We start from the raw sequence: 13,909 nt of genomic DNA, 5'->3' as shown, positions 1-13,909 counted from the left end.
CGATCTCGCGCCGGTCAAGCCGCCGCCGGCCGCGACCGATGCCGGTCCCCGCTTCGACGTCGCGCGCATCGACGATCATGGCGAGGCGGCGGTGATCGCGGGCCGGGCCACGCCGGGTGCCAAGGTCGAGCTGCTGCGCGACGGCAAGCCGCTTCATTCGGTGGTGGCCGACGCGTCGGGCCAGTTCGTGATGACCCCGCCGCAGCTTCCCGCAGGTTCCTATGAGCTGGCTCTGCGGGCGAGCTCGCCTGATGGCACCGTCACGCAGTCCGTCCGCACCATGCCGGTGATCATCGCCGAAGCAACGCCGCCGTCCGCGCGTCAGGAGACGAAGCAGGCCGAGAAGCCGGGCGACAAGTCGGATGCCGTGGCATCCTTGCCGTCAGCGGCGTCGCACCTGGCCTCAGCACCGGACAGGCCTGCGGTTCGGCCCAGAATGATGGCCGCGCCGAAGCCGAGAGTCGCATCGGCGTCGCCTGCGGACGTCTTCAATGGTGCACCGGCGGAGCCAGGCCATAGCCGCGTGATCTCGCGCGGCGACAGCCTGTGGGCTCTCAGCCGGCTCGCTTACGGTGATGGCTCCCGCTACTCGGTGATCTACAACGCCAACCGCGGCAAGATCCACAATCCCAACCTGATCTATCCCGGCCAGACCTTTGTGCTGCCGCAGAAGGCGCAGTGAGCGGCGGTCCTTCGCCGGTGAGGGCTTCTCGCCGCAAAGACACATAGACAGTCGGGATTCCCTCTGCCCGCGACGCTTTGTCCGCCGCCGCCCCGGAACCTTTGGTTCCGCTCCGAGTCATCTCCATGCGACGCAGTGCGCTTGGCGCTGGAGGAGGGCCAAGAGGTGGTCAGCTCGGTGGTCAGATCAGCGGTCATGTCGGGATCACGCACGAGACTGGCGCTAATAGGCGCGGCCCTCGTTATTCTGGCAGTGCTGCTGCCGAACACAGCGGAAGCGCAGTTCGGATTGGGCGGTGGGCCGCTTGGCGTTGCACGGTTCGCCGTCGGCCACGTGCTCGGCCTGTCGCGAATGCCGCATGCTCGCATGGCGGTGCGGGGCGGCCGATACCACTCCGCCGCGTTGAGATCGCAGGATCCTCGCGGCGCCGAGCGTGGCCTGCCTTCCAATCCCTACATCCTGCGTGCGGCCCTCACGGCGCAGGCCGCGCTGTCGGGCTGGCATGGCGGCCGCCGCCCGCAGGGCTGGTGGCGCCACCCCCGACGGCAGCTACGGTTGGGCCGGCCCGATGTTCTGGCCGTTCGCGCATGACGACCTCACCACCGCCGTCATCTTCGGCGATACGACCAGTCTCTCGCTCTATGGCTATGGCGACATCTATGCCGCGATCTTCGCACCCTATGCGGCGACCGAGCTTGCCGCCTACACCACGCCGCAAGGCAGGCGCGGACGAAGAGTCCCGACCGTGGAAGCCCTCTGCGATGCCAGCGACACCGGAGGCTTGCCTGTCGACCGCATCGCCGCGGCCGTGCAGCCGAATGAATTGCAGCGCGCGGAGCTTGACGAGCTCGCAACCGCCTGGGTCGCGGCGCGCGATATCATTCGTGCTTCCTGCCCGACAGAGGTCCCCGCGAGCGCGTCAGAACGCCTGGGTCTGATGCAGACGCGCCTGGAAGCGATGATCAAGGCAACGGACGCGATCGCGCCGCCGCTCGCGAAATTTGTCGATCTCCTCGATGACGGTCAGAAGGCAAAGCTCGAAGCACTGGCCAACGAGCGTCGAGCCGCGCTTGCAGCGGGCCAGCACAAGGATGCGCAGGCGGCGGCAGCCTGCCAGGCGGACTATGATCCCCGCTACGATTTGCAGGCGCAGCGCCAATATCAGCAGCTCGTGCAGCAGCAATGGCCTGCCGATGACATCGCCGCCACGCTCCGGCTCGACGACACCGGCCGCGCCCGCCTCGACGTGCTCCAGGACACCACGCTCCGCACCATGGAGACGCTGAGCGCCTGCCCCACAAAGGCGGTCGCGACACCGCAGGCTCGCCTCGCCGCCGTGAAGACGCGGCTCGAGACGATGCTGCAAGCCGTGAAAGGCGTCGGCGATGCGCTCGATGATTTCGAGGCCGATTTGACCGACGCGCAGAAGGCGGCGTTCGAGGCGATCGGGCCGAAGCGGGGGGGCGTGAGTCCGTCAAGTTCAAACGGCGCGGCTTCTGCTGCCTCCCGCCTTGTCGGGACGACCGTGATCAGCCGAGGGCAAACACATCAGAGCGTGATGAGGTTCGGGGCAATCGCCCGATGATGCCATTCTGCCGGTGTTTTGCCCGACGTGTCAAAGGGCTTCGTCACTTCCGACCTCGTCGCTCGCGTAAGCCATTGATCCGTCAGCCCCCGGCTACTGTGCATGGGGTTGTTTTCGACATTTTTGTTGGCGCCTACATCCGCCGCCGCGCCGCCGACGCATCCACCACGTTCTCCACTTCCTCGCGCCAGCCAAGGATCTCCATCGCAAGCACCGGGTGATTAAAACCCTTGAGCTGGAGATCGTCGAGCGCGCGGGCTTCGACCCAGGGTTCGACCATGCCGTAAACGCGGCGGCTGACCACGATCTGGCCGGCCTTGGCTTCGTCGCAGAGGCGCGAGGCGAGATTGGTGACGCTGCCGATCGCGGCGTATTCCAGCCGTTGCTCGAAACCGATCTGGCCGAGCGTGGCGTAGCCCATGGCGACGCCGAGGCCGAAGCCGAGCGAGTGGCCGCGGTTCTTCCATTTCTCTGTCAGCTTGCCGATCGCATCGCGCATCTCGACCGCCATCTTCACCGCACGCTGCGTGTGGTCGGCGAACTGGATTGGCGCGTTGAACAGGATCATCACGCCGTCGCCGGCAAAGCGGTCGAGCGTGCCCTCGTAGCGATGGATCAGCTCGCCGAGCGTGGCGTGATATTCGCGCAGCACGTTCATCGCCTCTTCCGGCTCGGTCGCTTCTGTGAAGGAGGTGAAGCCGCGCAAATCGCAGAACACGACGGTGACCTCGCGGCGATGGCTGTCGAGCAGCGCGTCGTGGCCGTCGGACGAAGCGATGAGCTGCGCGACCTGCGGCGCGAGGAAGCGTTCGAGCCGCTTGATGCGGCCGATCTCCCCTAACTGCTTCTCGACGCGCTCTTCCAGCGAGCGGTTCCAGTTGCGAAGCTGCTCTGTCTGCTCCTGGAGCTTTGCCGCCTGCTGCTGCACGGTCTCGTGCGCAGCGGCGAGCTCGCGGCCCTTGTGGTCGACCTCGGTGAACAGCCGCGCATTGCGCATCGCCAGCACGGCCTGGTTGGCAAAGGTGCGCATCAGGCCAATGATGCTGCCCGCGAACTCGCCGCTGGCACGGCGCAGCACCACCAGTGAGCCGAGCGTGCCCTGCTGATCGACCAGCGGCACCACCAGCACCGAGTGGAAGCCGGCATCGATTGCGACGTCGCGCAGCGGCTGCTCGGCGGCCTGGTCGAGATCGGCCATGGCGATCGGCTCGCAGCTCGCCGCGGCATCGCTGAGGATGTTCTGGCCTTCCTCGATCGTGACGTGGGCGCCTTCGGCCGATTTGTCGATGCCGTTCGATTCGACCAGGTTGAAGCGGCGCGTTTCGGCGTCATAGCCGTAGATCAGCACCGCATCGGCATGGGTGATCTCGATCGCGCGGGCGGCGATCGTCGGCAGCACGGCGTTGAGATCAAGCGAGGAGGCAACGGCGCGGCCGACTTCTTCCAGCACCTTCAGCTCGTTGATCGACTGTGCGAGATCGCGGGTGCGCTCCTCGACCTTGGTTTCGAGGTTTGAATAGGTCTCCTGGATCTGGCCGGCCATGCTGTTGAACTGACTGGCAAGATCTTCCAGCTCGTCGGATGTGTGGACGTCGATGCGGTGGCTGAAATCGCCTTCGCCAAGCTTGTGCGCGCCGTCGCGCAGCGCCGTGATCGGAATGATCATGCGGCGGGCGAGCAGCGTGCCGGCGAGGATCGCGACCATCAGGCCCATGCCGATCAGGAGCGCGATGCGCACGAGCTGGTCGCGGATCGGCGTCAAGGCCTGCGTGGTCGGCTGCTCGAACATCACGCTCCAGCCGAGCTTCGGCACGGTGCTCGCGGCGGTCAGCACCGAATGGCCGTTGAAGTCGGTGCCCGACGTGTCGGGCGCGCGGCCGGGCGCGATCGCGGCAGCCACTTGCGGCAGCTTCGACAGGTCCTTGCCGACATCGGGCCCTTTCGACGACGTCGCCAGCACGCGGCCGCGCGGATCGACCACATAGGCAAAGGCCGCCTTGCCTACTTGCGCGTCGGACAGGAAGTCGGAGAGGAAGCTGAGATCGATCTCGGCGACCGTGACGCCGGCGTTGAAGCCGGAATGCGCCACCGAGATCGACATCAACGGCGTCTGGTCGGAGAACCAGGCCGGCGCGTAACTGACGCCGCGGGCGACGGTGTCGGTGAAGCGCATGTCGCGGGAGAGGTCGGCATTGCTGCCGGTCGTGGTCGACTGGCGCGAGACGCGCAGCACCTCGCGGCCCTCGCCGTTGAGCTGGAACAGCTGGTTGACGACCGAGACCTGGTGCAGGAGCTGGGCGTAGTCGGCGCGGCGCTTCTCGAGCGTGTCCTGGCTCGCCCGCGTCACCCAGCTGATCTGGCGCTCGAGCTCCGAGACCGACTGCTCGATCCGCCGGGCGGCGGCCTGCGCCTTGTCCTCCAGCCCGTCGGTCAGCGACGTCTTGGTGGCGCGGTAGGAGATCCAGGTCTCCATCGCGCCGTTGACGGCGAGGACGAACACGACGAGGCCGACGAGGGAGACGACATATTTGGCGAACAGGCCCTCGCGCAGAAACCGTGTCTTGTCGTTCGCTCCTGCCATCCGGATCCTCTCGCGCCGCCATCGACGCCGGCGCTACGGGCCGCACGGGCCCTGCGAGCCTTCTACCATAATTTGGGCCAAGGGACCGGCCGAGCCACCGGTGTGGTTACCCGTTGCGGACGCCAGGGCAGGGGGAAGGGCGGTGAATTGTCGCAGCCTCATCGTTCGGAGGACGCTGCGGATGGCTGGCTCATGTAAGGGGCTGACGTGGAGTCCCGCGCATTGGTCCGCCAATTACCGATTAAAGAGCTGCCGCAGCACGTCGTTCATCGGCTGACTGTCCTGCTGTGCCGCCGGAGGATCCTCCGGGGGCGCGGGCGAGGCTTGCGGTGCGGGCGTGGACGGTGTTGCCGGCAGGCTGCGGCTCCGGCTGGTGCCACTGCCGGCTCCCGCGCCGCTGGAGAGCCCTTGCTGGATCAGATGGCCGATCGCCTCGCCCAGCTGTCCGCCGAGCAGATTGTTCTGCCCCGATGGCTGCGATTGCGGATTGGCATTGCCGGCCGCGTTGCCGCCGTCCGGCGCGGTGGCGCCTCCAAGCCCAAGGTTGCCGCCAAGGCTGCCCAGGATATTGCCGAGCCCGGCGCCATCAGGCCCGAACAGGCCCTTGCCCATCTCGCGCAGCTTGGCATAGGCGGCGTCCGGATTGTCCAGCATGCCGGCCATATCGGGGTAGATCCGCGGCTGCGACCAGGGGCCCTGGATCATCACGGGGATGCCAAAGCCGACCGGCTCGGAAGTGCGGCCTTGGCCTTCGGTCGTCATCACCAGCTTCGGCTCGACGCGAAAGCCCATCATCTTGGTGTCGAGCGCGATCGTGCCCGCGCCGGTCACGCGCACCAGAGGTCCGATCAAATTGAGATCGGCCGTCACCGCCTGACCCTTGTCGATTCGGAAGGAGGCGGAGAGCTGCGACAGGTCCGTGCTCTGTTCCTTGCTGTCCTGCCAGCCGGACAGCGTGCCCGATGTCAGCGAGCGGATCATCTGCGCGACGTTGATGCCGCGGATGGCGCCGTCCTGGAAATTGACGAAAGCGGTGCCTTGCATGTTCGCCATCAGGGCGCGCTGGCTGTTGCCGGTGCTGCGCAGTGCGAGCTTGGCTTGCAGCTTGCCATCGATCCGGTCGAATTCGGCAAGGCTCTGGAGCAGAGGCAGCGCGCGCACGCCGACGAGGTCGGAATGCATGGCGAAGCTCGGCGCGCCGCTGGTCGCATCCAGAATCACTTCGCCCGATACCTGGCCGCCATAGGCGCCGAGATTGGCTGTGCCGGCTTTCATCACGCCGCCGGCGAGCTTCGCATCGAGTGCGAGCGGCGAGAAGCGCGCATCGCCGATCACGGCCTCGTTCGCGGAGATCCTGATCTGCGCATCGACATAGTTGAGTCCGGAGACGTCGATCGGCGCATCGCTCCAGGGCTGCCCGGACGCGCCTTCCGGTGTTTTCGCCAGCGGAATCGCGAGCCGCTGGAAGTCGAGATCGAGCTTGACCAGGGGCTTGCTTGCGATGTCGATCGAGGCCCAGCCGTTGAATGCGCCTTCACCAAGTGTGCCGTTCACGCCGTTGATCATCACGATATCGCCGTTGAGCCGCATCTCGGCGTGACCGGCGAGCTGAGACTTCAGCACGTCAGGCATGTCGATGGCGAAATCCATCGGAATCGTCGGCCGGTCGGTGGGCTGAGCCGGCGCGGTCGCCTTGATGTCGAACTTGGTCGGATGATCGCCAACGCGCGCGGTGCCGGTGATGTTGATCTTGCGGTCGCGATCAAAGACGCCGTCGGCGTTGATGGCGCTGATGCGGCCCTCGACGCGATCGCGCATGCGCGAGAATGCGACCTCGCCGTCATTGACCTTGATGCGGTCGATGGTCGCGCCCGCAGTGTCGAACGCGAGTGGCTTCGACGAGCCGCCGGCGTTCGGCAGCCGCTCACGCAGCAGGGGCTGGTAGAGCACGGGATGGGTGATGACGAGCTCGCTGATCGTCGGGCGGCCCGACCATACGCTCGCGAGCGGCATGTCGGCCTGCACGCTGCCGACTGTCAGGCGCGTGATGCCGCTGCGGTCCTTCGGGTCCTGCAGCGTGAGATCGTTCAGCGTGACGTTCAGCGTCGGCCACAGGCTGATCTTCGTGGTACCGTCGATCGACAGGCGATAGCCGGTCGCGCTCTCGACCCGCGACGCAATGGTCGAGGTCAGGAAGCCCGAGGGGACTCCCACCACGAGGAGAAGCGCGATCACGATGATGACGGCGGCCACGGCTACGCCGGCGAATTTCACTGCTCTCATGTCGACTTTCCAACGACGGACAAGCGTCGAACCCGGCCGGTCATCCGCCCGTTGCGCGTGAGCTTATCCCCGGACGGGAAGCGGCTCCAAGCGCGCAAAAATAGTCGGGGGATGCTGCAAAGTTATGTGACTTATGACACACTTCCCCGGCGCGGTTCTACGCGATTCTGATGTTGATGGTTCCAAGCGATTTGCCAAGAAAACTGGCCAAGGAAATTCACAAGGACATCGAAATGAGCAAGCAGGCCGAATTTGCGGTCATCCTGAAGATGAACGCCATGTTCGCCGATCTCGGCGCAGACGAACTCCACCGGCTGTCCAACCTTTGCCACACTCAGCATCTGGCCAACGGCGAGATGCTGTTCCAGAAGGGCGATCCGGGCGATGCCCTGTTCGGCGTGCGCCGTGGCCAGGTCCGCATCGAGACCGGCGCCTCCGACGGCAGTCGGCTGACGCTGAATTTCATGGGCCCGGGCGACCTGTTCGGCGAAGTCGCGGTGCTGGACGGCCAGAGCCGCACCGCGGACGCAACCGCGGGCGAGGACAGCGAATTGTTCGTGCTGCGGCGCGAAGATTTTCTCGGCTTCCTCGAGCGCGAGCCGAAGGTTGCGATCAAGATCATCGCGCTGCTGTGTCAGCGCATCCGCTGGCAGAGCGAGCGCATGGAAGAATCCATGCTGCAGCCGCTGCCGGTTCGCCTCGCGCGGCGGCTCTGCGCGCTCGCCGCTGATTTCGGCTCCGAGGTGCACATCTCGCAGGAGCAGCTCGGCGTCTTCGTCGGCGCCGCCCGCGAGAGCGTCAATCGCCAGCTTCAGGCCTGGCGCAAGGAAGCGATCCTGGATCTCCAACGCGGCCGCATCCTGCTGAGAAACATGACCAAGCTGACGTCGATCGCGCGGAACGAGTAGGGCGTCAGCTAGGCTGCTTCCGGCACATCGTGCAAGGTCAGCAACTCCGACCGTAAGCACGGGGCGACGGCATAGGGCGCCCATCATCGTCACTTGCCTGCGCGCGTAATCTACTCCGCCGCAGGATGCACGACGTTCTTCGGTGCGGGTGCCGCTTCGTGATGATCGGCGGTGTCGGCATCTGCGCTGTGCACGATCAGCCGCTTGCCGAAACGCCAGATCAGGGCCCCGAGATCGTCCATCACCATGAACATCGCGGGCACGAACACCAGCGACAGGATGGTCGAGAAGATCAGGCCGCCGATCACCGCGAGCGCCATCGGCGAGCGGAACTCGCCGCCGGCGCCGACCGCGAGTGCGCTCGGCATCATGCCGGCGGCCATCGCGATCGTGGTCATCACGATCGGGCGGGCGCGCTTCATGCCGGCGTCGATCATCGCCTCTTCGCGCGGCTTGCCGGCGTTGATCGCTTCGATCGCGAATTCGACCAGCATGATCGCGTTCTTGGTGACGATGCCCATCAGCATCAGGATGCCGATCCAGACCGGCGTCGTCAGCTGCTTGCCGGTGACGAGCAAGGCTGCGATCGCGCCGCCGATCGAGAGCGGCAGCGAGAACAGAATGGTGATCGGCTGCAGGAAAGTGCCGAACAGCAGCACCAGCACGGCGTAGACCATCATCAGGCCAGCCGTGATCGCGGTAGCAAAGCCGTCGGACAGTTCGTTCAGGCTTTCGGCGTCGCCGGAGGGGGAGACCCTCACACCCTTCGGCAGGCTCTTCATCACCGGCAGGTCGTAGATCTTCTTGGTGGCGTCGCCGAGTGCCGCGGAGCCGACGAGGTCGGCGGCGACGGTGGCCTGCCGCTCGCGGTCGTAGCGGTTGATGCTGGTCGGGCCTTGGTCGAGCTTGACGTCGGCGATGACCGAGAGCGGCACGCCGCCCTTCTCGCCGTGCTCGCCGAGTGGCACGCGCAGCTGTTCGAGTGTCTTCAGATTGCCGCGCGCGGCGTCCTCGAGCTGCACACGGATCGGCACGAGGCGGTCGCCGACGTCGAACTTGGCGAGCGCGGGACCGACGTCGCCGATGGTGGCGACGCGGATGGTTTGCGACAGGCTTTCGGTGGAGACGCCGAGCCGTGCGGCGAGATCGGCGCGCGGTTCGATGCGCAGTTCGGGGCGCTCCAGCGAGGTCTCCGAGATCACGTTGGAGATGGTCGGAATCCGCTTCATCTGCGTCGCAAGCTCGCTCGCGACGTTGTTGACGATATTGGCGTCGACACCAGTCACCACCAGCGAGATCGCGCGCAGGCCGTTCTCGTCGAGGAACCAGAAGCGGATGTCAGGAACGTTCTCCAGCTCCTGGCTGATCGAGAATTCGAGCTCGCGCTGGGTGATGTCGCGATCGTTCTTGGGCGTGTAGTTGATGATCAGGGAGGCGCGCCGGACTTCCTGCGTCCCCGGCGGGACGCGTCCGCCGTCGACGAAGATGCTCTTCACCTCAGGTCGCTTGCGCAGGCGCGCGACGATGTCCTCGGTGACTTTTTCGGTGTAGGCGAGCTGGGTGCCCGGCGGCAGCTCGAGGGCTAGCAGCGAGCGCGCGCTGTCCTGCGCGGGCAGGAAGCCCTGCGGCAGCAGCGTGATGCTCCAGATCGAGGCCGCGAAGATGCCGAAGCCGATCAGAACGGTGATGAAATAGTGCTTCACCGACCACCCGACGATCTTGTGATAGGTGCGCAGGATTCGGCCCGGCGGCGGCTCGGCGTGACTGCCATGTTTGAGGAAGTAGGCCGCCAGCATCGGCGTGACGAAGCGCGCGGCGAGTAGCGAGAAGAACACCTGCACCGAAACGGTGATGCCGAACTGCTTGAAGAACTGTCCGGCGATGCCCGACATGAAGCTCGCGGGCGCGAAGATCGCGATGATCGTGAGCGAGATCGCGATCACGGCAAGGCCGATCTCGTCGGCGGCTTCCAGCGCGGCACGATAGGGCGACTTGCCCATGTTCATATGCCGGACGATGTTCTCGATCTCGACGATGGCATCGTCGACGAGAATACCCGTCGACAGCGTGATGGCGAGGAAGCTGACGAGGTTGAGCGAGAAGCCGAGGATGTCCATCGCCCAGAACGCCGGGAAGATCGACAGCGGCAGCGAGATCGCGGCGATGATGGTGGCACGCAGGTCGCGCAGGAACAGCAGCACGATGACGACGGCGAGGATGGCGCCCTCGAACAGGGTCGAGATCGCCGCGTGGTAATTGCCCTTGGTGTATTCGACCGAGGTGTCGATCAGCTTGAGGTCGACGTCGGGGTAGGCGGCCTTCAGCGCGTCGATGCGCTTCTGCACGGCCTCGGCCACCTTCACGTCGCTGGCGCCCTTGGAGCGCTTGATGCCGAGCGCCACCACGGGTTCACCGTTGAAGCGGGCGAAGGTGCGGCGGTCTGCGATGGTGTCGGTCACGGTGCCGAGATCGTCGAGCCGGACCTCGCCGCCGCCGAACAGCGGGATCATGGTGCCGGCGAGGTCGCTCAGTGTCTTTGCGCCGGCCAGTGTGCGGATCGCCTGGTCGTTCTTGCCGATCTCGGCGCGGCCGCCGGCGACGTCGACATTGGTGCCGCGCAGACTCTGGCTGACATTGACGGCGGTCAGCCCCATCGCCTGCAGGCGATCGGGATCGAGCGAGACCAAAATCTCGCGCTCGACACCGCCGATGCGCTCGACCTGGGCGACGCCGCGCACGCCTTGCAGCGCGCGCTTGACCACGTCGTCGACGAAATAGGAGAGCTGTTCGGGCGTCTTGCCGGGCGAGATCGCCGCGTAGGTGACGATCGGCAGGCCGATGACGTCGACGCGCTGGATCAGGGGTTCAGTGACGTTCTGCGGCAGGTTGGAGCGCACGCGCGTCACGGCGTCCTTGACGTCGTTGAGCGCGCGGTCGGTGTTGGTCTCCAGCGCGAACTGGATGGTGGTCACCGAAAGGCCGTCGGTGATCGAGGAGGTGATGTGCCGCACGCCCTCGACGCCGGAGACCGCGTCTTCAACCGTCTTGGTGACCTGGGATTCAAGCTCGGCGGGCGCCGCACCGAACTGCGAAACCGCGACCGAGATCACGGGAATGTCGGCCGAAGGCAGCCGCGTTATCGCGAGCCTGGTGAAGGACGTCCAGCCGAGGATCAGGAGGATGATCGAAAAGACGACCGACGGCAGCGGATTCCGGATCGACCATGCCGAGATATTGAGAGCCATCAGCGTACCCGCGATCGATCGAGTTCATCGGCGAACATGGTTTTGATCTGGTCGCCGTCATGCAGTGAAGAGCCGGCGTCGGCCACGACGATTTCGCCAACGTCGAGGCCTTCCAGGATTTCCGTCGCGGTGTCGGACGACAATCCGACCCGCACCTTCCGTGTCTCGATCGTGTTGCCTTTGACGACCTGCACGGTGAGATGGTCGATCGCGGTCTTGGGAACCGCGACGCCGCAGCTTCGCTTGGCGTCGATGGAGGCGCGGGCAAACACGCCGACCTTCAGCGACGGATTGTTGGTGACGCTGATGCGGACGCGGCCGAGCTGCGTGGCGCGGTCGATTTCGGGCGAAACCAGCCGAACCCGCCCGATCAAATCGGGCGCATCGTCGCGGCTGATGCGCACCGTCGCGCCGGGGCTGAGCTTGGGCATGTGCACCGCCGGCACCTGGGCGTCGAGCTCGATCTCGCCGTTGACGGCGATACGGAACATCGGGCCGGCCTGCGGCGAGGCGGGTGCCCCGACGATGGTGCGAACTTCAGTGATGAGGCCCGGCGCAGGCGCCTTGAGCGAGATCGGGCCTTGCGGGCCCGGTCGCTGCGGCTGGCCCGGGATCTGCGGCGGCGCCGTCAGGCGCGCCAGCTCCTGGTTTTCGGTCACGGTCGCGCCTTCGGTGACGAAGACGTCGGTGACCTTGGAGCCTTCCTGGTCGGCAATGACCACGGCCTCGCGGCGCGGCACGAAGAAGCCTGTCACCCTCACGAGGTCGGAGAAGCAGGCGTTGGTCGACTTCGTCACGACGACGTGCGCCTCGCCCGGCGTGTCCTTCGCTTCGGGGCGATGCCAGTGCTCGAACACATAATAGACGACGCCGAGCGCAACGATGAACAGCACGGTTCCGGCCGGCTTGAGATATTCGGTGACCTTCATCGCCGGATCATCCTGGCCTGGCGCACGGCCATCCGAACGAGGCCTGCTGAGAGCGTTTCCCTGAAATAAAGCGGCGTCCCGCAAGGCCGCGGGACCCGCTTTGGAAGCGAGACTTTACACCACATCACGACTTGTCACTTCAAAGGATTACGTCGTGATTACTTCGATGCGGTGGTCTTGTTTTCCATGTTCACGACCTGCACGCGGCGATTGACCTCCGCCATCGGCTGGCTCGGGTCCTTGAGCTTGCTCTTGCCGTAGCCGACGGTGACGAGGTCGGTCGCCGCGATGCGGTACTTGTCGACGAGGTAGCGCTTGATCGAATCCGCACGGCGTTCCGACAGGTCCTGGTTATAGGCCTCGGTGCCGGCGGCGTCGGTGTGGCCGGCGACCACGAAGGTCGAGCCCTTCAGGTCGGGGCTGGTCAGCGCGCGGCCGAGCGCCTGCACGGAAGCCATCGACTTGGCGCTGATATTGGCGGAGTTGTAGTCGAAGGTGATTTCGAGATCGATGTTCGGCTTGTCCTTCGCCGCCGACGCGATCTCCTCGCGCTCGGTCGACGAGAGCGAGCGCGTTGCCCGGCCGCGGACGGACTGGATCAGCTTGGTTTCCGCCGCGCTCGGCGCCGGATCAGCCTGCGGGGCGATCGAGAGGCCGCGGGTCAGGGGCTTTTTCGGCGGCGGCGCCAACGCGCGGACGATCTCGTCCTCGGTGACGTTCTTGCTGTTGCTCTCGTCGGCCGCGAAAACGGGCGAGGCCGGCAGCGACAGGGCGGCGCCGATGGTGATGATGGACAGGATCGCGGTGAATCCCTTTGCAGCCAATCTCATTGACAGTCCCTCCTGCGCAGCGAGCCCGCGCGGTTCCAAAATTTTTGCAATAAGCCCCCGGAAAAGGCCGCCTGCGGCATCCGTCGATTAGTCTTCCCTAGGCCACCGAGGTTCGAGGCATCGCCTGCCTCAACTCAAAAAAATATCAACGGACTCCGTAACTTGCGAATTCCTGAACGATGTTCGGGTCCATCGCCTTGGCATTCGCGATGTCGAGCGCGCCTTCCTGCGCCGAGCCGTTGCGCTGCTTTGCGATCCCCCGTCCGTAGAGCGAGGAGGTCAGGCGCGGATTGATTTTCAGGGCCGCGTCGAAATCGGCGATGGCGTTCTTCACCGCTCCGGATTTGAGGTTCACGAGGCCACGGCTGTCCAGCGCGTCGACGAAGTTCGGCCGCAGCCGCAGCGCCTCGTTGCAATCCTTCAGCGCGCCCTGGAGGTCGCCGACCACGGTGCGGGTCCAGCAGCGGTTGTTCAGGGCCTCGACGTCCTTCGAGTTGATCCGGAGGGTGTCGTCAAAATCCTTGATGGCGAGGTTGTAGGCGCCCTTGCTGGCATAGACCTGGCCGCGCCGGTACAGCGCGTTCACGTCATCCGGATTGGCCGCGATCTTGGCGGTCAGGCCCTTGATCGTGGGGTCCTCCGCCAGGGCGGCCGCGCTCGGCCCACTATCCGTGCTCGGGGCAGTGGCTGTCTCGGCAGGTTTCACCGGTGGTGGCGCCGGGGGCAAGGCGGCCTCGACCTGCGGCTTCGGCTGCGGGGCCGGCGCGGGCGCAGGTGCTGGAGCGGGGGCAGGAGCAGGAGCAGGCGCCGCAGCGGTGTCGGCCGGCTTCGGCGGCGGAGGCGGTGATGGTGGCGCGGGCGGTGCC

8 protein-coding genes and 1 pseudogene are annotated in these 13,909 nt (G+C 65.9%); 3 read left to right on the top strand and 6 right to left on the bottom strand.

Features of this window, described 5'->3' with window-relative positions:
- Together AC630_RS31395 and AC630_RS31390 are read left to right on the top strand one after the other, a co-directional pair.
- Positions 1–682 (top strand): LysM peptidoglycan-binding domain-containing protein (locus AC630_RS31395; protein ID WP_074122336.1); only part of this gene is annotated, 682 nt, incomplete at its 5' end.
- Positions 683–877: 195 nt separating this feature from the next.
- A pseudogene (locus tag AC630_RS31390) lies at positions 878–2,144 on the top strand (Spy/CpxP family protein refolding chaperone); the annotation flags it as partial.
- A gap of 256 nt (positions 2,145–2,400) precedes the next feature.
- Here AC630_RS31390 and AC630_RS31385 read toward each other — a convergent pair.
- Positions 2,401–4,848, bottom strand: coding sequence for an adenylate/guanylate cyclase domain-containing protein (locus AC630_RS31385; protein WP_074122335.1), 2,448 nt, complete (start codon positions 4,846–4,848; stop codon positions 2,401–2,403).
- A gap of 234 nt (positions 4,849–5,082) precedes the next feature.
- Complete coding sequence (locus tag AC630_RS31380) at positions 5,083–7,131, bottom strand: AsmA family protein (RefSeq protein ID WP_074122334.1); 2,049 nt, start codon at positions 7,129–7,131, stop codon at positions 5,083–5,085.
- Between the two features lie 233 nt (positions 7,132–7,364).
- Here AC630_RS31380 and AC630_RS31375 point away from each other — a divergent pair, with 233 nt between their 5' ends.
- Positions 7,365–8,039, top strand: a complete 675-nt coding sequence (locus AC630_RS31375) for a Crp/Fnr family transcriptional regulator (protein WP_074122338.1) — start codon at positions 7,365–7,367, stop codon at positions 8,037–8,039.
- A 110-nt stretch (positions 8,040–8,149) separates the two neighbouring features.
- Here AC630_RS31375 and AC630_RS31370 read toward each other — a convergent pair whose 3' ends face one another.
- The 4 genes from AC630_RS31370 to AC630_RS31355 form a co-directional block, all read right to left on the bottom strand.
- On the bottom strand, positions 8,150–11,284 hold the full coding sequence (locus AC630_RS31370) for an efflux RND transporter permease subunit (RefSeq protein WP_074122333.1): 3,135 nt from the start codon (positions 11,282–11,284) through the stop codon (positions 8,150–8,152).
- A complete protein-coding gene (locus AC630_RS31365) occupies positions 11,284–12,213 on the bottom strand; it encodes an efflux RND transporter periplasmic adaptor subunit (RefSeq protein WP_074122332.1) in 930 nt (309 codons plus the stop codon). Before AC630_RS31365 ends, AC630_RS31370 begins: the two co-directional genes overlap by 1 nt.
- Positions 12,214–12,371: 158 nt before the next feature.
- Complete coding sequence (locus tag AC630_RS31360) at positions 12,372–13,043, bottom strand: OmpA family protein (RefSeq protein ID WP_074122337.1); 672 nt, start codon at positions 13,041–13,043, stop codon at positions 12,372–12,374.
- Between the two features lie 145 nt (positions 13,044–13,188).
- The coding region (locus AC630_RS31355; RefSeq protein ID WP_208867069.1) for a tetratricopeptide repeat protein at positions 13,189–13,909 on the bottom strand (721 nt) is incomplete at its 5' end.

It is taken from the genome of Bradyrhizobium sp. AS23.2 (genome assembly GCF_001908185.1).
Classification (GTDB): Bacteria; Pseudomonadota; Alphaproteobacteria; order Rhizobiales; family Xanthobacteraceae; genus Bradyrhizobium.
This window is presented reverse-complemented; position numbering and strand designations above follow the sequence as displayed.

What these genes read in the sequence shown, in the direction of transcription:
- AC630_RS31385 (WP_074122335.1), bottom strand. Translation starts at nt 4,848, where the DNA reads ATGGCAGGAGCGAACGACAAGACACGGTTTCTGCGCGAGGGCCTGTTC.
- AC630_RS31380 (WP_074122334.1), bottom strand. Translation starts at nt 7,131, where the DNA reads ATGAGAGCAGTGAAATTCGCCGGCGTAGCCGTGGCCGCCGTCATCATC.
- AC630_RS31375 (WP_074122338.1), top strand. Translation starts at nt 7,365, where the DNA reads ATGAGCAAGCAGGCCGAATTTGCGGTCATCCTGAAGATGAACGCCATG.
- AC630_RS31370 (WP_074122333.1), bottom strand. Translation starts at nt 11,284, where the DNA reads ATGGCTCTCAATATCTCGGCATGGTCGATCCGGAATCCGCTGCCGTCG.
- AC630_RS31365 (WP_074122332.1), bottom strand. Translation starts at nt 12,213, where the DNA reads ATGAAGGTCACCGAATATCTCAAGCCGGCCGGAACCGTGCTGTTCATC.
- AC630_RS31360 (WP_074122337.1), bottom strand. Translation starts at nt 13,043, where the DNA reads ATGAGATTGGCTGCAAAGGGATTCACCGCGATCCTGTCCATCATCACC.